A 19,970-nucleotide genomic window follows, 5' to 3' on the forward strand; every position below is an offset into this window, starting at 1 on the left:
CGGTTGATTGTTGCGTGACGGGCAATTCCATGCCCTTATAGAGCAACCACCATGCCAGCTTGCCTTGACCTGCAATAAATTGTCTAACTAGCTGTAATTAAATGCTTAAGGAAGAAATAGTTTTGGCGGGCCAGGCCGGGGAAAATGAGCCGGAATTAGTCAGTGTATAAAAAACAATACAATCGATTAAAAGCGTAAGGAGGAAATTAAGGTGTTAATTAATTGCTTTAGGTCGTGTGGCAGAGGAATAAACCAGTTTGTGTATAAAAAACACTACTAGTATAAAAATTGCTACAGTTATTCCAGGCCGTATTTTTTCATCTTTTGGTGCACCCCGGTGCGGTGGATGCCTAAGAGCTCGGCGGCCTGGGTGCGATTGCCGCCGGTATACTCCAGGGCCTGCTTGATGGCCTCTTTTTCGGCCAGCTCCCGGGCTCGCTTGAGGTTGGGCGGTGCACCGCTGCCTCGGAAAGCATGACTCAGGTTTTCCAGGAAGTCGGGAGGCAGGTGTTCCTCTTGCAGGGCTTCTCCGCCGGCCACCGCCGCGGCCCGCTCCAGGATGTTGCGCAGCTCGCGCACGTTGCCAGGCCAGTCGTAGGACATGAGCAGTTGCATGACCTCCGGAGATATCTTGGCGGGCAGTACCCGCTTGCCGGTGCGCAGGCTGGAGAGAATCTGATAGGCCATGCGGGGGATATCCCGACGGATTTCACGAAGCGGCGGCGTGTGCAGATGGAATATGTTGAGCCGGTAGTACAGGTCTTGGCGAAAGGTACCGCCCTTTAGCATGACCTTGAGGTTACGGTTGGTGGCCGCGATCACCCGGAAATCCAGCTTCAGCGGCTTGGTTGCCCCCAGGCGCTCCACCTCCTGCTCCTGGATGACCCTGAGCAGCTTGACCTGCATGGCCAGGGGCATCTCGCCGATTTCATCCAGAAAGATGGTGCCCCCGTCGGCCAGCTCGAACTTGCCTGGCTTGCCTTTTTGGCTGGCCCCGGTGAAGGCCCCGGCCTCATAGCCGAAAAGCTCCGATTCGAATAGCTCCTGGGGGATGGCCCCGCAGTTCACCTTGACGAAAGGCTTGTCGTGGCGGGAACTCATGCGGTGAACCGAGTGGGCGAAAAGGTCCTTGCCCGTGCCGGTCTCCCCGGTGATGAGCAGACTCAGGTCCGATTGGGCCGCTTGGGTGGCCACCCGCCGGGCGTCCTGAATGGGCGGCGACTCGCCCACCACCAGTTGCAGGTCGTAGCGGCTGGAATAGAGGTTTTGCAACTCCTTTTCGTAGTAGGTGAGGCGCTCTTCCAACACTTCGGTCTGGCGCACCAATTCCTTGGCCCGCTTCATGTGCCAAAACACCAGCTTGGCAAAGGCGCCCACCACGTTGCCCTCGGCGTCGCGCAGAGGGATGCGGGCGATGATGCGCTCCTTGCCCTTCATGCGCAACACCGAACCCGCCTCGGCCCGGCCGGTTTTTATGACTTCGGGCAGCCTGCTCTGGGGGTTGAGCTTGTGGATGTGGCTGCCCACTATGTCCTGGTCGTCCACCTGATAGAACTTGGCGGCGGCGTGGCTGATGTAGCGCACGATGCCTTCCTTGTCCACCAGGATGATGGACTCGTGGGGCGACTCCAGCAGGGCGCAGAGGAGTTCATGGGGAATGGGGTTTTTGGCCAGCTTGACCATGCCTATGGCTCGGTTCTCACAGGGTTTGGTGCCTAGATTTTAGCAAACCGGCCCTTCGGCGGCATCAGGCAAACCAGCTTTCTATGAATTGGTGTCCTTGCGGTCCAGGACGCAGGCGATGTAGCGGCCCTGCATGATCTGCTCGAAGCACTTGTTGCAGGAGACGCAGCGGGCCCTCCGGCGGTCTCCCTTTTGCCAGCGGGCGGGCAGGCCGGGCTCGCTGATAAGGGGACGGCTGAGGGCCACCAAGTCGGCATCGCCACGGGCCAAAATCTCCTCGGCCATCTCCGGGGTGCGCACCCCGCCCACCGCGGCCACCGGCACGGCCACCCGTTTTTTGACCTCCGCGGCCCAGGCACGGAAATAGGCCTCATTACCCGGTCGGTCCACCTTGGTGCGGAACTCGCTCTGGGCGTAGCTCTCGCCCCGCAGGCCCTGGCTAATCTCCAGGCAGTCGCAGCCCGCGAGGGCCAAAAGCTGCGCCGCCCGCAGGCCGTCCTCCAAGGATAGGCCGCCCGGAAAACCGTCGGCCACGCCCAGCTTGAACATCACCGGGAATTCCGGCCCCACCTGGGTCCGGATGGCGGACAGCACCTCCAAGTGCAGGCGCAGCCGGTTTTCCAGGCTACCGCCCCAGCGGTCTTCTCGGCGGTTGGCGTGGGGAGAGAGGAACTGGGCCAGCAGATAGGCGTGGGCCGCATGCACCTGCACCGCGTCGAAACCGGCCTCCCGGGCCCGCCCCGCCGCCGTGGCGAAGTCTTGCGCCACTTGCAGGATTTCTTCCTCGCGCAGGGCCCGGTTGGGATAGGGGAAATGACCTTCGCCCTCCGAGGCCGAGGGCCCCACCGCCGGGCCGCCGCCTTGCCAGGCGTGGCGGCGCGCCGCCTCGCGCCCGGCGTGAAAAAGCTGCACCGCCACCTTGCCGCCCTGCTCGTGCACCTCGCGGGCTAGGCCGGCCATGCCGGGGATGTCTTCGTCGCGGCTCAGGGAGTTCTGTCTAGGCGAGATGCGCCCCGCCTCGCAGACGTTAACGATGCCGCTGACGATCAGGCCCACCCCGCCCAGGGCCAAATCGCGGTAAATGGCCAGCTCACGCGGAGAGACCTCGCCGTCCTTTTGCGCTGCCTGCTCAAAGGTGGCCGAGCGCATCAGGCGGTTGGGCAGGGTCAGGCCCTTGATGGTGAATGGACTGAACAGCATGCCCAAATCTAGGTCTCCCAAACGATGTTGGCGTCCAGGGCCAGGGGCTCGCCCTGGCACACGGCCACCGGGTTGATGTCCACCTGGGAGATGGCCGGATGGGAGGCGCCCAGGTCGCCCAGGCGGCAGATCAGCTCGGCCAAGGCCCGGCGGTTCAAGGGTGCTTCGCCCCGGAAACCGGCGAAGCGCTTGGCCAGGCGCAGGCGCTCCAGCATGGCCAGGGCCCGGGGCGGGTCCAGCGGGGCCATTTCAAAGGCCACGTCCGGCTCCAGCTCGGCGGTGACTCCGCCCGCCCCCAGCATGACGCAGGGGCCGAACTGGGCGTCCTTGACATAACCCACGATCAGCTCGTAGTCCGGCTTGCGCTGGGCCTGCAAGAGCAGGGCGCCTTGCCCGCCCATGGCCTCGCTCAGGCGGGCAAACTCCTGCTCCAGCCTGGCCGGGCCGTCCAGGTTCAAGCGCACCAGGCCCAGCTCGCTCTTGTGCACCTCGCCGGGCATCAGGCCCTTGAGCACCACCGGCCAGCCCAGCTTCTCGGCAGCCGCCAGGGCCTGATCCTGCTCGCTTACCACCTCCTCGGCCACGGCAGGCAGGCCCCAGGCCCTGAGCAGGCGCTTGGACTGATACTCGTCCCACACTCCCCGAATGGGCGGCAGGTCCGAGGGCAGGGGGTTGCCGGAAGCCTCCGGGCGAGGAGCCGAGAGGTGATCGGCCCGGCCTTGGCAAACCGCGGCCAGGCAATCCACGGCGCGGGCCAGTTCGCCGAACGCCGGAACCCCTTGGGCCTGGGCCTGGGCCTCGAATTGCTTCACCGGTTGGTCCAGTCCCAACCCCCAAATGAACATGCTCTTGCCTTGGTAGGCGAGGATTTGCCGGTACTGGGCCAGATTGACCTCACCTTGGGTCCCGCCCAAAAAGGCGTGGATCAAGACCATATCCACGTTGGGGTCGCGGGACACGGCTTGCACCGCGTGGTCCAGGGTGGGGCCCGGCCCGTGCAGTTCCATGGCCGGCCACAGGTCCACGGGGTTGCCCGGCGGCATCCAGGCGGGGAACACCTGGCCCAGATCGCGCAGAGTTTCAGGAGACAGCTCAGCCATGGACAGGCCCTTGTCCTCCAGCAGGTCGCAAGAGAGGATGCCCGCCCCGCCGCTGAAGGTGAGCACCGCCACCTGTTTGCCCTGGGGCGCCTCGGGCACCATGGACAAGGCCCGGCCCAGATCAACCAGCTGGTGGAAATCCCGCGCCGTGCCCACTCCCATTGCCTGCAACAGGCCCTGGGTGAGCCGGGCGTTGCCGGCCAGGCTGGCGGTGTGGCTCAGGGCGGCCTTGGCCCCGGAGGCGCTACGTCCCGACTTGAGCACCACCAGGGGCTTGCTCGCCCCCTCGGCCAACTCCATGAAGCGCCGCCCCCGAGGCATGGACTCCAGGTACAGGGCCACGCCCTTGGTGCTGGGGTCGGCCAGCAGATATTCCAGCACGTCGCATTCGTCCACGTCGCACTTGTTGCCTATGGAGCAGGCCTTGTTCACCGCGATGCCTCGCCGGGTGGCCAGGTCGGCCAGGAACCCGGCCGAGAGCATGCCGCTCTGCACCACCAGGGACAACGTGCCGTTGGGGGGCAGGACCTGGGTGATGCTGGGGGTCATGAAGGTGAAGAACTTGTGGCCCGGCACGTCCACCAGGCCCATGCAGTTGGGCCCCCACAGGCGCATGCCCGCGCGGCGGGCGATGGCCACGCATTGCTCCTGCAGCCCGCGGCCCTCATCGCCGGTTTCGGCGAAGCCGGCGCTCTGGATCATCACCCCGCGCACCCCCTTGGCCGCGCATTCCTCCAGGATCCGGGGGGTGAACCGGGCCGGCACCAGCAGGATGGCCATCTCCACCGGGTGGGGAATGTCCGATACGCTGGGGTAGCAGGGCAGGCCGGCAAGTTCCGCGTGTTTGGGGTTGACCGGATATATGGCCACGTCCTGGTTGAGCGTAGCGTTGAACAGCAGGCTGTTGCCGGTGCGCTCGGGGCTGGCGCCCACCACGGCTATGGATGAGGGGTCGAAAAAAAATTCCATGGTCGGGCTTTCTTTCGCTTGGGGACGGGTGGGGCGCCGTTGGTCACCCTGCCTGGAAGTTACTTGGCCTGGAAGTTGGCCGGCCGTTTTTCCATGAACGCCTTGCGCCCTTCTTCGTAATCCTCGGTGTCGTAAAGAGGCATGCCCAGCGCGTTTTCGCACCACAGGGCCTCGTCGATGGACATGCCCACGCTGCGCTGCATGCTCTTCTTGATGGCCTGCACCGCCAGGGGAGCGCACTGGCAGATTTCTCCGGCCAGGGCCAGGGCCGTGTCCAGGACCTCCTCGGGCGGCACCACCCGGTTGACCAGGCCCATGGTCAAGGCCTTCTGGGCATCGATGGGTTTGCCGGTAAACATCATTTCCGCCGCCCAGGCGCTGCCTACCAGCCGGGGCAGACGCACCGTGCCGCCCAGGCGGGGCAGGATGCCCAGGCGCGCCTCGGGGAATGCGAAGCGGGCCTTTTCCGATGCCACCCGCAGATCGCAGGCCAGGCACATCTCCAAGCCGCCGCCCAAAGCCACCCCGTTGATGGCCGCGATGAGGGGCTTGTCCAGTTGCATGCCCCGCAAGGGGGTGGTGGGCATGAGCCACGGTTTTTCGCGGCACTGTTTAACGAACGGCAGCCAGGTCTTTACGTCCGCTCCCGCGCAAAAGGCCTTTTCGCCCGCGCCGGTGATTACCCCCACCCGCAGCTCCGGGTCTTGGGCAAAGTCCTCAAAGGCCTCGTGCAGCCGCCGGAACAAATCCGGACTGAGGGCGTTGAATACCTCCGGGCGGTTCAAAGTGAAAAGCGCGATATGTTCTTTCTTTTCGTAAATAAGTTCCATGCTCGTTTCATCCTTATGCGGGTCCCGGAGTCAAACTGGTTGGACCGGTCAAGGCCGCGACCGACTCCATGGCTACTAAAATTCCAAAGTTACAAACCCAAGCGCCTTGGTTGATATAAGTCATTTTGCTCCGCAAGGCAACGGTCAACCATTTTGGCCGGGATCGTGGTTTGCGGCGGTGGCGGGCTCGGCCAGTTCCAGCAGCGCGGGCAGGAAAACGCTCAGATCCTCCACCACGCACACGTCGGCCAGGTTGCAGATGGCCGCCTGGGGATCGCTGTTGATGGACACGATGAAGCCCGAGCCTTGCATGCCCACCGCGTGTTGCCGGGCTCCTGATATGCCGCAGGCGATGTAAAGGCGGGGGGTGATCGTGGCGCCGGTCTGGCCCACTTGTTGGCCGTAGCCCAGCCAGCCCAGGTCGCACACCGGCCGGGAGCCGGCCAGGGAGGCCGAGGAGAACAGGCCCGCCAAACGGCGCAGCAGGCCCAGGTTTTCCTCCTTACCCACGCCCCGCCCGGCAGCCACCACCACCTGGGCCCGTCCCAGGCCCGCGTCGGCCCCTGCGCCTTCCTTTAGGGCCAGCACTTCGGTGCGACAGGGGAGGGCCTCCAGGCGCAGCACTTCAACCGCGCCGGGCGAGGCCTCTTCCGGCGGGTCGGCGGCAAAGGCCCCGGCCTGCACGGTGAGCACCAGGGGCCAGGTGGCGGGAGCCAGGGCCTCGCGCAGCTTGCCGAAGTGGGCGCTCCGCCAAAAGCCCAGACGCTCGCCGCCCTCCCGCAGCCCCTCCACGCCGGGTATGTAGGCCGCCTCCATCTCGGCGGCCAGGGCCGGGGCCCAGTCCAGGCCCGAGGTGGAATGGGCGCCCAGCACCACCCGGGCCTCCAGCCGGGGCAGCGCCTGGGCCAGGGCTCGGCGCTGGGCCTCGCCGTGGAAGCCGTGCAGGCCCGCCACCTCCACCGCCCAGGCGGGGAGCCCGGAGCGACAGGCCATTTCCTGCGCCAAGGATTCTACGTCTTGCCCTACCACCAGAGCCGCCGCATCCAGGCCCAGGGCCGCGGCCACCCGGCGGGTGCAGGCCAGCACCTCCCAAGTAACCGGGGCCAGGCCCTCGGGTCCCAGCTCGGCTATTGCCACCACCCGGCCCGGCGCGCTCACAGCAGGCTCCTTTCGCGCAGGATGGCCAGCAGGCGTTGGGCTTTTTGGGACGGGTCGCCCTCCAGCACCAGTCCGGCGCGCCGCTTTTCCGGCGGGGCCAGGGCCAGGATATCCTCACGCGTCACTGGGTCGGCCAACTCGGCGGCGGTCAGGGTGAGGGGCGTGGTCTTCTTGGCCCGCAGCAGGGCCGACAGGGTAGGGTAGCGGGGCTGGGCGGGACCCGACTGAATGGTGAGCAGACCGGGTAGGGGCAGGGCCATGGTTTGCCTGCGTCCGCCCTCCATTTCCCGCTTTACTTTCAGGGCGCCGCCCGCCACTTCCAAACTGACCACCGAAGTGACCAAGGGCAGGCCCAGGCGCACGGCCAGCATGGGTCCCACCGCGCCCTGCATGGCGTCCTCGGACATGACCCCGGTGAGGATCAGGTCAAAGCTTTGCTCGCGCGCATAGGCCGCGATCCAGGCGGCCAAGGAGGCCGGGCGGGGCGGCGGCGTTTCCGGGGCGATCAGGTGCACCGCCTGGTCCACGCCCATGCCCAGGGCCCGGCGCAGGGCCTCCACCACCGGCTCCGGCCCCACGCTGAGGGCGGTCACCTGGGTGTGGGGCAGGCGGTCCTTGAGACGCAGGGCCTCCTCCAGGGCAAGTTCGTCATAGGAGCTTATCTTGCGGCGCAGGGGAGGGCGGGGGCGCAGCTCGGCCCCTTGGATGTTGAAAAGGCTTTCCGGCTCCCACACCTGTTTTATGCACACCAGAACCCGCACGACCAGACGCTTCCCCCGCTTGTGAGCCAAAGATGCCTCCAGTGTAGGCCATCGCGGAGCACCTGCCAATAAAAAACGAACGATCGCTCGGAAAAAGGTTGCATCGCAAAGTGGAATGAGGCTACATTTAGCCACGACCCAGGCAAACCACAACGGCCGGAGAGAACCCGACAAACATGAGCGTCTTGTACCTGATGCGCCACGGCCAGGCCTCCTTTGGCCAGGACAACTACGACCGGCTCTCCGAGTTGGGGCGGCGGCAAGCTTCCCTCACGGGGGAGCATCTGGCCGCGCTGGGCCTCAGCTTTGATGCCGCCTATTGCGGCACCATGTCCCGGCAGCAAGACACGGCCCAAGCGGCCCTGGCCGCCTTGCCCGATCCGCCGCCGCTTACCGAATTACCGGGGCTCAACGAATATCAATCCGAGCCCATCATCCAGGCCCTGCTGCCGGCCATGCGGGCCGAAGACCCCGCCGTGGCCCAGGCCCTGCCGCGCATGTATGAGGACCGCAAGGCCTTCCAGGTGGTCTACGAGCGTGCCATGCGTCTGTGGATATCCGGGCGCTATCAATTGGACCAAGGGGAGCCCTGGCCGGAGTTTTTGGCCCGCAGCCGGGCGGCCTTGGAGCGGGTGAGGGCGGACAACGGCCGGGGCAAGACCGTGCTGGCCTTCACCTCCGGCGGCCCTATCTCCGCCGCCGTGCGCCTGGCCCTGGGCCTGGGCGACGAATCCGCCCTGCGCCTGACCTGGGTCATCAAGAACGCCTCCTTGAGCAGCTTTTTCTACAACGACCGCGATTTCTCCCTGTCCCTGTTCAACTCAACCGCCCATTTGGAGTTGCGCCGGGAACCGGGGCTGATCACTTATCGCTAGGCCGAAAGGGCAAGCCATGGATTTTCAGATTTCCGAGGACACCCAGACCATCCTGGAGCTCATCAACGAGTTCGTGGACAAGGAACTGCTGCCCCTGGAGCAGGACTTTTTACACCGCCCCTGGGACGAGCTGATGCCCACGCTCGCGGCCAAGCGGGAGATGGTCAAGCAGATGGAGCTGTGGGCTCCCCTGCACCCCAAGGAGTACGGCGGGGTGGGCCTGGGCCTGGTGGACTACGGCCTGGTGTGCGAAGCCCTGGCCCGCAGCCCCCTGGGGGTGTTCGTTTTCGGTTGTCAGGCTCCGGACGCGGGCAACATCGAGATCCTCATCAAGTACGGCACCCCAGAGCAGAAGGAGAAGTACCTGAAGCCGCTCATCGCGGGCGACATCCGCTCCTGCTTCTCCATGACCGAGCCAGAGCAGCCCGGCTCCAACCCGGTGCTCATGGATACCACGGCGGTCAAAGAGGGCGGCGACTACGTGATCAACGGGCACAAGTGGTTCACTTCCTCGGCCGACGGCGCCTCCTTTGCCATCGTCATGGCGGTGACCAACCCCGAGGCGCCCCGCCACCTGCGGGCCTCCATGATTATCGTGCCCACCGACACCCCCGGCTTCAATCTGGTGCGCAACATCCCGGTGATGGGGCACGTGGGATCGGGCTGGCACAGCCACGGCGAAATACTCTACCAGTCCTGCCGGGTGCCTCAGGCCAACCTGCTGGGCCCCGAGGGGCACGGTTTTGTCATCGCCCAGGAGCGCCTGGGTCCGGGGCGCATCCACCACTGCATGCGCTGGATCGGCATCTGCAACCGGGCCTTGGAGATGATGTGCCACCAGGCCCTGACTCGGGAAATCTCGCCGGGCCAGCGTTTGGCCGACAAGCAGATCATCCAGGCCTGGATAGCCGAGAGCGCCGCCGAGATGCGGGCCGCCCGGCTCATGGTGCTCAACTGCGCCTGGCGCATCGAGCACTATGGGCAGAAGGAGGCCCGTCAGGACATATCGCTCATCAAGTTCTACACCGCCGGGGTGATGCAGCGGGTCTTGGACCGGGCGGTGCAGGCCCACGGAGGCCTGGGGGTCACCGACGACACCGTGCTGGCCTCCTGGTATCGCGGCGAGCGCTCGGCGCGCATCTACGATGGGGTGGACGAGGTGCACAAGGTCTCGGTGGCCCGGCGCATCCTCAAACAATACGCGGCGGAGCACGGCCTGGCATGACCTACCGTGAGTTCAGACGCCAGACCAGGCTGAGCCAGGAGGAGTTTTGCCAAGAGGTCTTGGCCGCCCACCGCCAGGAGATCAAGGCCAAGAAGGAGCACACCGCGGTAAAGAACCTGGAGCTCATCTTCGAGGCCACTCTCAAGGTGAGCAACCAAAAGGGCTTCCAGGCCATGACCATGCGCGACCTGAGCAAGGCCAGCGGCCTGTCCATCGGCGCGCTCTACGATTACTTTGCGGGCAAGGAGGCCTTGCTGGAGATGATCCAGGAGACCGGGCGGCGCATCACCCGGCGGGTCATGGGCCAGGCGGTGACCGACGCTCAGACGCCGCCGGAAAAGCTGGCCTCGGCCATCCGGGCCCATATCTACCTCAGCGAGGCCATGCAGCCCTGGTTCTTCTTTTCCTACATGGAGGCGCGCCACTTGGGCAAGGTGGAGAAGCAGCGCTCCAAGGAGGCGGAGATGGCCACCGAGCGCTACATCTCCGAGGTGATCAAGCAGGGCAAGCGCCAGGGGGTCTTCGCCCCGGTGGATCACCAGCTCACCGCCGCGGTGATCAAAGGCATGTTGCAGGATTGGTACCTCAAGCGCTGGAAGTACGCCAAGCGTCGGGTGAGCGTGGACCGCTACGCCGATTTCGTGGTGGGGCTGGCTCAGGGGTATTGCCGCAACGGCCTGGGCGTTGCGGGAGTGGGGGAGGCGAGCGATGAGTGATTTGCTGGACCGGGCCGCCCAGGTACGCCAGGGCGAGGAACTGGACGCCGGACGGTTGGATGAATTTCTGCGCTCCAGCATCCCCGGCCTTAAGGGTGAACTCAAGATCAGCCAGTTCCCGTCGGGCTTTTCCAATCTGACCTATTTCTTGCGGGTGGGCCAGCGGGAGATGGTCTTGCGGCGGCCTCCCCACGGCACCAAGGCCAAGACCGCCCACGACATGGGCCGCGAGTACAAGGTGCTCACCGCGTTGCGCCCGGTGTTCCCCTATTGCCCACGCCCTCTGGTATACAGCGAGGACCCGGCGGTGATGGGTTGCCCCTTCTACGTGATGGAGCGCATCCAGGGCATAATCCTGCGCCGCAGCCTGCCGCCCGAGCTGGGGTTCGGACCGGCGGAGTTGGAGCGGCTTACCAAGCGCCTGGTGGAGGTGATGGCCGAGCTGCACGCGGTGGATTACCGGGCCGCCGGGCTGGGCGAGTTCGGCAAACCCCGGGGCTACGTGCGACGCCAGGTAGAGGGCTGGAGCAAGCGCTTTCGCGCCGCCCGCACCCCGGACGTGCCCGACGGCGAGGCGGTCATGGCCTGGTTGGCCGCGGAGATGCCTCCGGAAAGTCCCACCGCCACGGTAATCCACAACGACCTGAAGCTGGACAACGTGGTGTTGGACCCTGCCGATCCCCTTAAAATCATCGGGGTGCTGGACTGGGAGATGGCCACCTTGGGTGATCCGCTCATGGACCTGGCCTGCACCCTGGCCTATTGGGTGCAAGAGGACGATCCCCCTCCCTTGAAGCAAAACGCCTCCATGATAACCCACCTGCCCGGCTGTCTCACCCGGCGTCAGGCGGTGGAGTATTACGGCAGGCTCACCGGCCGGGTGATGGACCGCATGGATTTTTATTACTGCTTCGGCCTGTTTCGCTTGGCGGTGATCGCCCAGCAGATTTACTATCGCTATTATCACGGTCAGACTGCGGACCAGCGCTTCGCAGTGTTGGGGGGCCTGGTGGGCCTGCTTTTGGCCAAGGGTCAAGCGGTGATGGACGGCGCGGAGGTCTAGGCCGGCCCGACCCCATCGGCAAGGAGAGAATCATGGACAAGCCCCTGGTTTCGTTGGTGCGTTATGACAAGGCCCTGGAGCCGGTGCGCCGGGCCATCGAGCTTTGCGGCGGGTTGCAGCGCATTCCGGCCCACGCCAAGGTATTCATTAAGCCCAACATCGTCTTTTGGACCAGGGCGGTGGATTTCCCCAAGTGGGGAGTGGTGACCACCAGCCGTCTGGTCAACGACGTGGTGACCCTGCTGATTGAGCAGGGGGTGAGCGACATCACCATTGGCGAGGGCATGGTGGTCAGCGATCTTCGGGACAGCGAGACCCCGGCCCATGCCTTTGAGAGCCTGGGCTATGCCAAGCTGCGCGAGCGCTACGGGGTGAAGGTGATCGATACCTTCCAGCGGCCCTTCCAGGAAGTGGACCTGGGCGAGGGGGTGAAGCTCAACTTCAACCAGGACATCCTGGCCAGCGATTTCGTCATCGACCTGCCGGTGATGAAAACCCACGCCCAGACCGTGGTGAGCCTGGGCATCAAGAACCTCAAGGGCATGATCGACGTGGCCTCGCGCAAGCGCTGCCACAACGCGGACTTGGACAAGGATCTAAACTTTTTCGTCGCCCGCCTGGCCGACCCCATGCCGCCGCTTTTGACCCTGATTGACGGCACCTTCACCTCGGAATACGGCCCGGCCTTTGACGGGTTGATCCACCGCCGCGATTTGCTGGTGGCCTCCTGGGACGTGCTGGCCGCCGACATCGTGGGCAGCAACCTGCTGGGCCACGATCCGGCCGGCGTGCCCCACCTGGTCCATGCGGCCCACAACCGTGGCCGTTCCCTGGCCCTGGATTCGGTGGAAGTGAAAGGCGAGGCGGTGGCTGATCACGCCAAGTATCACGCCTGGAGCTTTCCCTACACCGAGGACGGGTGCCTGCCGGTGCCCATGGCCAAGCGGGGAATGGCCGGTATTGCCTATTACAAGTACGACAACAGCCTGTGCACCTATTGCTCGGGCATCAACGGCGCGGTGCTCTCGGCCATCGCCATGAGCTGGCAGGGCGAGCCCTGGGATGAGGTGGAGGTGCTCACCGGCAAGCGCATGCAGCCCCGGCCGGGGGCTAACAAAACCATCCTGCTGGGCAAATGCATGTACCAGGCCCACAAGGACAACCCGTCAATCAAGGAGATGATCGCGGTCAAGGGCTGCCCGCCCAAGCCGGAGCAGATCGTCAAGGCGCTGCACCAGGCGGGCATCATGGCTGACGACCAGTTCTTCGCCAACCTGGAGCGCATGCCCGGCATGTTCATGAAACGCTACAAGGACAAGCCCGAGTTCGACCCGAGCCTGTTCAGCATCGCCTAGGCTGGTCGAGAAAGGGAGCTATGGACATGGCGCGAGTGTTGGTGGTGGGGGCCGGGTTCATGGGCGCGGGCATCGCCCAGGTGTGCGCCCAGGCGGGGCATCGGGTCAGCCTGATGGACGTGAAGCCCGCGGCCCTGGAGCGGGCCATGGAGGGTATGCGAACCTCGATGGACAAGCTGGCCGCCAAGGGGCTGATCGGCGAGGAGCCCGAGACGGTGTTGGCCAGAGTTACGCCGGTGAGCGATATGCACAGCGCGGCCCAGGCGGATTGGGTTCTCGAGGCGGCTCTGGAGTTGGAGCCGCTCAAGCTGGAGCTGTTCGCCGAACTGGATCGCCTGGCCCCGGTGGAGACCCCCCTGGCCAGCAACACCTCCTCCATACCCATCAGCCGTCTGGGCGCGGCCACGAGTCACCCCCAACGAGTGCTGGGCCTGCATTTTTTCGGGCCCGTGCCCCTGATGGGCCTGGTGGAGGTGGTCAAGGGCGAGCGTACCTCCAACGAGGTGTTTGAGCGGGGAGTGGAGTTTATCCGCGCCCTGGGCAAACACCCGGTACGGGTGGAGCGTGACATCCCCGGCTTTGTCATGAACCGGGTCTTTGCCGCCGCCTTTCGCGAGGCCGTGAGCCTGGTGGCCGACGGGGTGACCACCCCCGAGGACCTGGACGCGGGCATGCGCTTGGGCTACGGCTGGGCGGCCGGTCCCTTCCAGGTGGTGGACAACGCCGGCCTGGACACCTTCGTGTTGATCGACCGCTTCTTGCGCGCCGCGGGGGAAGATGATTTGCTGGTGCGCAGCGACCTGGTGGAGCGCTTGGCGCAAGAGGGGCGCCTGGGGCGCAAAGTTGGCAAGGGCTTTTACGACTACACCCCCGAGGGCAAGCAGGTTCCTCGCCGCAAAGAGTAGGGCGTCTGCCCGGTCGGGGCGATCGACGCCGTAGAGCACTTGGTCTCAGTAAAGAGCCGAGGCTCCGTGCCGAGAGAACAGTTCCCCGTCGCGCAGCCCCTGCTCGTAGCTTTCCCGCACCAGATCCGGGTTGGCCTTTTCCCACTTGGATATGGCCAAATCCCTCGAGGGCTGCACATAGGTCACTCCCGGTTGGCCTTGCAGCTCCTCGGCCGGATAGCGCCGGGTTAGCAGCACCAGCACCGGGCGCTCTTCCGGCCCCATGAGCTCCAGCGGGGCGTTGTCCAAGATGCCGCCGTCCACTACCTTGCAGCCGTCCCAACTGCACCAGGGGACCATGGGAGGCAGGCAGGAAGAGGCCACTACCAGGTCCACCAACTCACTTACCGTGGCGCACTGGGCGGCGCGGCCCACCACCGGCCGGAAGCCCAGTTTGCGGGCGTAGCGGTGATGCACCGGATCGCCCCTGCTCTTGTCCAGGCTGTAACCCAAATAGCCCAGGCCCACCCCCAGGGCCGATTTGGCCCAGGCCGGGGGGCGGCTCATGAAGATGCGCAGGTCAGGGCCCTGTTTGAGGCGCTGAAAGGGCTCGCCCTGCAGCACCGATTCCAGGGCCTCGCGGTAGATCTTCAAGCCGGTGGGGTCGGGCAAAAAAGGGTTGCGCCCCGGGGGGGCGTACTTGGCCCGGTGGTTGTGGGCGGCCTGGTAGTAGTCCATGGCCGCTTCGATCTCGCCGGCAAAGACGTGGCAGGCGGTGCTGGCCCCGGCGCTCACCGCCGCCACCGCGTTGGGGGCCAGGCCCAGGGCCGGGGCCGCGCTCTGCCAAAAGCCGGCCTGCCAAAAACAGCGCGAGCCGCCGCCCGCGAAGACGGCGCCCTTGTATGAATTTTGTTCAGTCATAACGCCGGGATTGCCTCGATAAACGCCAGGTAAACCTCTTTCCACCAAATTTAATTATTATGAATATTTCATGAAGTAGGCAAATCCTTAGAGCGCGAAAAAGCCCGCCCCGCGCAAAAAAAATGCGGGGCGGGCTCGCGTCGCGGATTGCAGGGGCCTAGGCTTCGCGCTCGATGATGGTGGCCACGCCCTGGCCGCCGCCCACGCAGGCGTTGGCGCAGCCCCAGCGGGCGTCCTTGGCCTCCAGAATGCGGGCCAATGTGCCGATTAGCCGGTTGCCCGTGGCGCCCAGGGGATGGCCGATGGCCAGGCCGCCGCCCATCACGTTGACCCGCTCGGGGTCCAGGCCCAACTCCTTGATGCAGTTGAGGGCCACGATGGCAAAGGCCTCGTTGATCTCCCAATAGTCGATGTCGCCGGGGGCCATGCCCAGCATCTTGAGGGCCTTGAGGCTGGCGGGCACCGGTCCCTGGCCCATGATGGTGGGGTCCACCCCGGCGAAGCCGATGGAGCGGATGGTGGCCAGGGGCTTGATGCCCTTGGCCAGGGCCCTTTCCTTGGACATGAGCAACAGGCCGGTGCCCGCCGCGTTCAGCGGCGAGCTGACCCCTGCGGTGATGACCCCGTCCTTCTTGAAGGCGGGCTTGAGCGAGGCCAGGCCTTCCAGGGTGGTGTCGCCGCGCACCGCCTGGTCTTGGGTCACGTTCATCACCGAGCCGTCGGCCTGGGGCGCCTCGATGGGCAGGATCTCGCCGTCGAAGAAACCGTCGGTCTGGGCCTGGGCCGCCAGGTGGTGGGAGCGAACCGCCCATTCGTCCATTTCCTGCTTGGTGCAGCCGGACTGGGCAAAGAGCTTTTCCGCGGTGAGGCCCATGTTCATGGCGCTCATCATGTCCCAGTGGCTATAGTCGGGGTTCAGGAAAAGGTTCAGGTTGGGCGCGGCCAGGCCCCGGTCCTTGGTGGTGCCGCCCATGGGCACCCGGGTCATGTGCTCCATGCCGCCCACCATGACCACATCGGCAAAGCCCTGGGCGATCTCCATGAAGCCGATGTGCACTCCGGCCATGGCCGAGCCACACTGCTGGTCCACGAACTTGGCGGCGATGGTTTCTGGCAGGTTGGCCAGGAAGATGGGAGTGCGTCCGCCATAGGTCCACTGCTCGCCCACCCCGGTGGCCGAACCCACGATGAAGTCGTCGATCTCCTCGGGAGCCACGCCGGAGCGCTTGATCAACTCGGGAAGCACCTGGGCCAGCAGCTCGTCGGCCCTGAGAGCGTGGAACCAGTCGCGGCCCGGGTCGTTGGGCCGGCAGCGCGATTGCGCCGTACGCAGGTAGCCGACGATAACCACTTCTTGCATCGTCACTCTCCTTAATCCTGGTAAAAGGTTTGGCCCTGGGCGGCCATTTTTTTGATCAGCTCGGCCGGGGCGAAGCGCTCGCCGTAGGCGGCCTCCAGTTCCTGAAGCTTGGCCAGCACGTTGGCCAGGCCCCACTTGTCGGCGTAGCGCAGGATGCCGCCCCGGTAGGGCGGGAACCCGGTGCCGTAGATCATGGCCAAATCCATGTCCGCCGGCCGGTCGCAGATGCCTTCCTCGATCATCAGGGCCGCCTCGTTGATGCCGGTGGCCAGCATGGCGTCGATGATCTCCTGGCGGCTCATCTCCTTGGGTTGCACCTGGTTGGCGGCCAGGTAGTCGGCCACCACCTGGGCCAGGCGCGGGTTGGGCTTGGGCTCGCGTTCCGAGTAGTCGAAGTAGCCCCGCCCGGTCTTGCGGCCATAGTCGCCCAACTGGTAGATGGCTTCGGTGAGCGGATGCACGTTATAGCGCGAGCCCAGACGCTTGGCGAAGGTCTGGTTCACGTGGTAGTTGATGTCGATGCCGGTCAGGTCGGCCAGGGTGGCCGGGCCCATGGGCATGCCGAAGTCGCGCATGGCTTCTTCGATCTCCACCGGGTTGACCCCGTCGGCCATGAGGAACACCGAGCCGCCCATCAGCCCGCCCAGTTGGCGCGAGACGTAGAAGCCGGGGCCGTCGTTGACCACCACCGGCACCTTCTTGATGGTGCGGCCAAAAGCCACGCTGGTGGCCAGGGTCTGATCAGAGGTCTTGGCGGCGCAGATGATCTCCAGCAGGGGCATGCGCTCGGCCGGGTTGAAGAAGTGCAACCCGATCATGCGGCCGGGATCGGCCAGCACCGTGGCCATCTCGGTGATGGGCAGGGCCGAGGTGTTGGTGGCGAATATCACCTCGGGACGGCAAATGCCCTCCAGCTTCTTCCAGATGTCCTGCTTCACCTCCATGTTTTCCACGACCGCTTCGATCAGCAGATCCACCCCGGCCATGTCTTCCAGCTTGGTGGTGGTGCTGAGCTTTTGGCTGAGCAGGGCCTCCAGTTGCTCTGGCTTGATCTTTTTGGTCTTGAGCTTGAAGGCGAAGGTCTTCTTGATGGCGGCCAGGGCCTTTTCCAGGGCCTGATCATTGACCTCCCACAGCACCGCCTCCAGGCCGCTGGACAAGAGCAGATGCACGATGCTCGAGCCCATGACCCCGCCGCCCAGCATGCCCACCTTTTGTGGCTTGGCCGGGGTGAGGCCCTTGATGCGGGGCAGGCGACCGGCGGAGCGCTCGTTCAAGAAGATGCCGATGAGGTTTTTGGCCACGTCGGACACCAGGCAGTCTCCGAACAACTCCGCCTCGCGGGTGATGTCCGCCTGGAAGTCGGTGGTCAGGCCCTTTTCCACCGCCTCGATGATCTTGAAGGGGGCGATGTAACCCTTGGCCTTGGGTGCGGTCTGGGCCTTGATGAAGTTGATCAGGTGTTTTTTTTCGCTGGCGCTGGGCAGGCGGTCGAAACGGCGGCTGGCCCGGCGGCTGTGGTGACTCAGCAGGCCCTTCTGGAAGTTGGCCGCCGCGGCCAGGGCCGTTTCGCGCAGCTTGTCCAGGGGGGCCAGCTCGTCCACCAGGCCCAGGGACCAGGCCTTTTGGGCCTTGATGAACTTACCGGTGAGCATGAGGTCCAGGGCGTCGGGCAGGCCGATGACCCGGGGCATGCGCTGGGTGCCGGCGCTGCCGGGCAGCAGGCCCAGCTTGACCTCGGGCAGGCCCAGGCTCACCCCCTGGGCGGCCACGCGGTAGTGGCAGGCCAGGGCGATCTCCATGCCCCCGCCCAGGCAGTTGCCGTTGATGGCCGCGATGATTGGCTTGGGCGAGGCCTCCAGGCCGTTGAGCCAGGCGTGCACGTCCATGAGCTTGGCCACGAAGGGGGCCTTTTCGGTCACGGTGAGCAACTGGGTCACGTCGGCCCCTGCCACGAAGTTCTTGCCGGTTCCGGTGAGGATGATCACCTTAACCGCCGGGTCTTCCACCGCCTCCAGGGTGGCCTGCTTCAACTCCAGGATGAAGTGCTCGGACATTTGGTTGACCGGGGGGTTGTCCATCTGGATGATCAGCACCCCGTCCTGCAACTCCATCTTCACCGTCTTGTAGTCCGTGTTCATAGCCCTCTCCCTGAATCCCCAAAATCGCCGTCACCCGACCGGTGTCATTGGGCGGGCATGGTCGCCTGCCCAGGCTGGTAACGCCGTTAATATGCTGGTAAATAACGTATTGCGTTGCTCTTCACTAAACTTGCAACACACAGATTATACAAGAAAAGCCATAACTCAATGCAAGTAAAAAATGAACGTTGGTTCGGAAAAAGGGATAAGGCGATGAGCGTGGCGCGGCAAAGGAGGGTGCGGTTCAGTTGCTTGGTTTTTCTTCCAGGTATTGCCGCGCGTACTTGCGGTAGAGGTGATAGAAGAGCACGCCCATGATCTCGTGGCCTCTAAGAGCCAATTCTTCCCGCTCGGCCTGTTTCATGCCCACCGTGGCTCGCCGGAAATCCTCGATCAAATCCTTGGCCACGTTTTTGAAAGTGTTGGCCAGCATGGGCAGGGTGACCTCGGGCTGGAAGTTCCTGGAGCGGTTGATGCCCAGCTTGGCCATGTTGACCATGACCTTGCCGATGATGATGTCGTCTTGGGAATAGACGTTCTCGCCGTTTTCTTCCTTTGGGCTGATGAGCTGCCACTCCTTGAGGATGGGCAGCCAGCGGGCGGCCAGGCTGGTGGCCTTGAGAAAAGCCTGGTCGCCCACCACTCCGGTGCCCAGGTAGTGCTCCATGGGGCGGAAGTATTCGGTGCGCAGCTTGAGCATGGCCATTTTGCTGGCGCTGCGGTTTTCCCACATGATCTTCTTGATGGTGGGCAGGGGCAGGAAAAAGTCGTTTTGCAGCTCCTTGATGAGCCGTATGCGTTCCACGTAGCTTTCGTCGTAGTCGGCGGAATTGGAGCCCAGCTTGCGGGGCTTGGGCAAGAGACCGGATCTTATATAGTAGTGAATGGTCTGCTTGGGCACGTCGGTGCGCCTGGCCAGTTCGCTGATTTTCATCTCCCCCTTGCCTCCCCAGCCAAGGTTTAGGCCGCGCTCAAATTTTACATGAACCAAGATGAATCATGCTCAACGGCCGGATACCCTTTTACACCATCGAGCCTCACCCCCCAAGCGCTCAAATTCTTTCCGGGCCGATTCGGTTCTTCAGGAGGTTATCGCTGCACTCCGCCGGACGCATCAACATGGTGTAGACAAACTATATAATGCTCTCATAATGTGAATAAATTGGCAAGATATCTTTAGGTTAATACTATATTAAATAATATTAACGAATAGCTTGACTAAACGTTTAGTGGAAATATACAGTATACGCTGAAAAGACGAGGTTGGGCGGCGGGCGACCCCGACATGAAGGAGCGCAGCCCAGGACAGCCGGCAATGAGTCTTTCCAGCGCGGCTGGGCTCTCGTCTAGGGGTGAGCGGGGCGCTTGTAGCAAATGAATTGCCGTTGTCCCTAACGCCCATATCGCCGCATGCAAACAGGAAGGGTTTAATGCCATAATGGCTTGGACCGTTTTCAATAATCTACTTCCTAGCATCTTGACACCTGCACAATATCAGCCATTGCCGCGAAGAAGGCAACGGCTCGAATCCAACTAGGTAGCATCAGGAATTTGACCGGCCGATGCATCACCGGCCGCCCAAGTATCGATAAATCAGCCTAGCGCGCCGTTGGCGGCGCCCACGGCTTGGCGGATATTGAGGCCCACCCACGGCCCCTCCGCGCCACATCTTGCGCTGCACTCTGAACCGCGGACAACTTGATTGCCAGCTTGACTGGGGAGGATCACG

16 protein-coding genes are annotated in these 19,970 nt (G+C 64.2%); 6 read left to right on the forward strand and 10 right to left on the reverse strand.

Annotated elements, in window-relative coordinates; genetic code table 11:
- Nucleotides 1-297 precede the first annotated feature (297 nt).
- The 6 genes from AACH32_RS08320 to AACH32_RS08345 form a co-directional block, all read right to left on the reverse strand.
- The gene (locus tag AACH32_RS08320; RefSeq protein WP_338606326.1) at nucleotides 298-1,683 is read right to left on the reverse strand and encodes a sigma-54 interaction domain-containing protein; all 1,386 of its coding nucleotides are present in this window, start codon (nucleotides 1,681-1,683) and stop codon (nucleotides 298-300) included.
- Nucleotides 1,684-1,764: 81 nt separating this feature from the next.
- Nucleotides 1,765-2,883 (reverse strand): NADH:flavin oxidoreductase, encoded by a 1,119-nt coding sequence (locus AACH32_RS08325; protein ID WP_338606327.1) that lies wholly within the window; start codon nucleotides 2,881-2,883, stop codon nucleotides 1,765-1,767.
- Between the two features lie 8 nt (nucleotides 2,884-2,891).
- Nucleotides 2,892-4,952, reverse strand: a complete 2,061-nt coding sequence (locus AACH32_RS08330) for an acetate--CoA ligase family protein (RefSeq protein WP_338606328.1) — start codon at nucleotides 4,950-4,952, stop codon at nucleotides 2,892-2,894.
- Between the two features lie 59 nt (nucleotides 4,953-5,011).
- Nucleotides 5,012-5,782 (reverse strand): enoyl-CoA hydratase/isomerase family protein, encoded by a 771-nt coding sequence (locus AACH32_RS08335; protein ID WP_338606329.1) that lies wholly within the window; start codon nucleotides 5,780-5,782, stop codon nucleotides 5,012-5,014.
- A gap of 144 nt (nucleotides 5,783-5,926) precedes the next feature.
- Complete coding sequence (locus AACH32_RS08340; protein WP_338606330.1) at nucleotides 5,927-6,940, reverse strand: electron transfer flavoprotein subunit alpha/FixB family protein; 1,014 nt, start codon at nucleotides 6,938-6,940, stop codon at nucleotides 5,927-5,929.
- Nucleotides 6,937-7,731, reverse strand: a complete 795-nt coding sequence (locus AACH32_RS08345) for an electron transfer flavoprotein subunit beta/FixA family protein (protein WP_338606331.1) — start codon at nucleotides 7,729-7,731, stop codon at nucleotides 6,937-6,939. The genes AACH32_RS08340 and AACH32_RS08345 overlap by 4 nt, the downstream gene beginning before the upstream one ends.
- Nucleotides 7,732-7,877: 146 nt before the next feature.
- Here AACH32_RS08345 and AACH32_RS08350 point away from each other — a divergent pair, with 146 nt between their 5' ends.
- From AACH32_RS08350 to AACH32_RS08375, 6 genes are read left to right on the forward strand one after another with little or no spacing between them, the layout of a single operon-like run.
- Complete coding sequence (locus AACH32_RS08350; RefSeq protein WP_338606332.1) at nucleotides 7,878-8,576, forward strand: histidine phosphatase family protein; 699 nt, start codon at nucleotides 7,878-7,880, stop codon at nucleotides 8,574-8,576.
- A gap of 16 nt (nucleotides 8,577-8,592) precedes the next feature.
- A complete protein-coding gene (locus AACH32_RS08355) occupies nucleotides 8,593-9,801 on the forward strand; it encodes an acyl-CoA dehydrogenase family protein (RefSeq protein ID WP_338606333.1) in 1,209 nt (402 codons plus the stop codon).
- Nucleotides 9,798-10,517, forward strand: a complete 720-nt coding sequence (locus AACH32_RS08360) for a TetR/AcrR family transcriptional regulator (RefSeq protein ID WP_338606334.1) — start codon at nucleotides 9,798-9,800, stop codon at nucleotides 10,515-10,517. The genes AACH32_RS08355 and AACH32_RS08360 overlap by 4 nt, the downstream gene beginning before the upstream one ends.
- Nucleotides 10,510-11,580, forward strand: coding sequence for a phosphotransferase family protein (locus tag AACH32_RS08365; protein WP_338606335.1), 1,071 nt, complete (start codon nucleotides 10,510-10,512; stop codon nucleotides 11,578-11,580). The genes AACH32_RS08360 and AACH32_RS08365 overlap by 8 nt, the downstream gene beginning before the upstream one ends.
- Nucleotides 11,581-11,612: 32 nt before the next feature.
- A complete protein-coding gene (locus AACH32_RS08370; protein WP_338606336.1) occupies nucleotides 11,613-12,935 on the forward strand; it encodes a DUF362 domain-containing protein in 1,323 nt (440 codons plus the stop codon).
- 26 nt (nucleotides 12,936-12,961) lie between these two features.
- Nucleotides 12,962-13,840: a 3-hydroxyacyl-CoA dehydrogenase family protein gene (locus tag AACH32_RS08375; RefSeq protein ID WP_338606337.1), complete on the forward strand. Its 879-nt coding sequence runs from the start codon at nucleotides 12,962-12,964 to the stop codon at nucleotides 13,838-13,840.
- 45 nt (nucleotides 13,841-13,885) lie between these two features.
- On the opposite strand, the gene AACH32_RS08380 is transcribed toward AACH32_RS08375, so the two are convergent.
- From AACH32_RS08380 to AACH32_RS08395, 4 genes are all read right to left on the reverse strand, one after another.
- Complete coding sequence (locus tag AACH32_RS08380) at nucleotides 13,886-14,740, reverse strand: patatin-like phospholipase family protein (RefSeq protein WP_338606338.1); 855 nt, start codon at nucleotides 14,738-14,740, stop codon at nucleotides 13,886-13,888.
- A 157-nt stretch (nucleotides 14,741-14,897) separates the two neighbouring features.
- A complete protein-coding gene (locus AACH32_RS08385; protein ID WP_338606339.1) occupies nucleotides 14,898-16,100 on the reverse strand; it encodes an acetyl-CoA C-acetyltransferase in 1,203 nt (400 codons plus the stop codon).
- 11 nt (nucleotides 16,101-16,111) lie between these two features.
- Nucleotides 16,112-18,241 carry a 3-hydroxyacyl-CoA dehydrogenase NAD-binding domain-containing protein gene (locus tag AACH32_RS08390; RefSeq protein WP_338606340.1) on the reverse strand — a complete coding sequence of 710 codons (2,130 nt, stop codon included), beginning with the start codon at nucleotides 18,239-18,241 and terminating at the stop codon, nucleotides 16,112-16,114.
- A 244-nt stretch (nucleotides 18,242-18,485) separates the two neighbouring features.
- Nucleotides 18,486-19,175: a MerR family transcriptional regulator gene (locus AACH32_RS08395; protein ID WP_338606341.1), complete on the reverse strand. Its 690-nt coding sequence runs from the start codon at nucleotides 19,173-19,175 to the stop codon at nucleotides 18,486-18,488.
- Nucleotides 19,176-19,970 lie beyond the last annotated feature (795 nt).

The organism is Desulfoferula mesophila, from assembly GCF_037076455.1.
In the GTDB taxonomy this organism is placed as follows: domain Bacteria; phylum Desulfobacterota; class Desulfarculia; order Desulfarculales; family Desulfarculaceae; genus Desulfoferula; species Desulfoferula mesophila.

Coding starts and splice junctions, on each gene's coding strand:
- AACH32_RS08320 (WP_338606326.1), bottom strand. CDS start 1,683: ATGGTCAAGCTGGCCAAAAACCCCATTCCCCATGAACTCCTCTGCGCC.
- AACH32_RS08325 (WP_338606327.1), bottom strand. CDS start 2,883: ATGCTGTTCAGTCCATTCACCATCAAGGGCCTGACCCTGCCCAACCGC.
- AACH32_RS08330 (WP_338606328.1), bottom strand. CDS start 4,952: ATGGAATTTTTTTTCGACCCCTCATCCATAGCCGTGGTGGGCGCCAGC.
- AACH32_RS08335 (WP_338606329.1), bottom strand. CDS start 5,782: ATGGAACTTATTTACGAAAAGAAAGAACATATCGCGCTTTTCACTTTG.
- AACH32_RS08350 (WP_338606332.1), top strand. CDS start 7,878: ATGAGCGTCTTGTACCTGATGCGCCACGGCCAGGCCTCCTTTGGCCAG.
- AACH32_RS08355 (WP_338606333.1), top strand. CDS start 8,593: ATGGATTTTCAGATTTCCGAGGACACCCAGACCATCCTGGAGCTCATC.
- AACH32_RS08360 (WP_338606334.1), top strand. CDS start 9,798: ATGACCTACCGTGAGTTCAGACGCCAGACCAGGCTGAGCCAGGAGGAG.
- AACH32_RS08365 (WP_338606335.1), top strand. CDS start 10,510: ATGAGTGATTTGCTGGACCGGGCCGCCCAGGTACGCCAGGGCGAGGAA.
- AACH32_RS08370 (WP_338606336.1), top strand. CDS start 11,613: ATGGACAAGCCCCTGGTTTCGTTGGTGCGTTATGACAAGGCCCTGGAG.
- AACH32_RS08375 (WP_338606337.1), top strand. CDS start 12,962: ATGGCGCGAGTGTTGGTGGTGGGGGCCGGGTTCATGGGCGCGGGCATC.
- AACH32_RS08380 (WP_338606338.1), bottom strand. CDS start 14,740: ATGACTGAACAAAATTCATACAAGGGCGCCGTCTTCGCGGGCGGCGGC.
- AACH32_RS08385 (WP_338606339.1), bottom strand. CDS start 16,100: ATGCAAGAAGTGGTTATCGTCGGCTACCTGCGTACGGCGCAATCGCGC.
- AACH32_RS08390 (WP_338606340.1), bottom strand. CDS start 18,241: ATGAACACGGACTACAAGACGGTGAAGATGGAGTTGCAGGACGGGGTG.
- AACH32_RS08395 (WP_338606341.1), bottom strand. CDS start 19,175: ATGAAAATCAGCGAACTGGCCAGGCGCACCGACGTGCCCAAGCAGACC.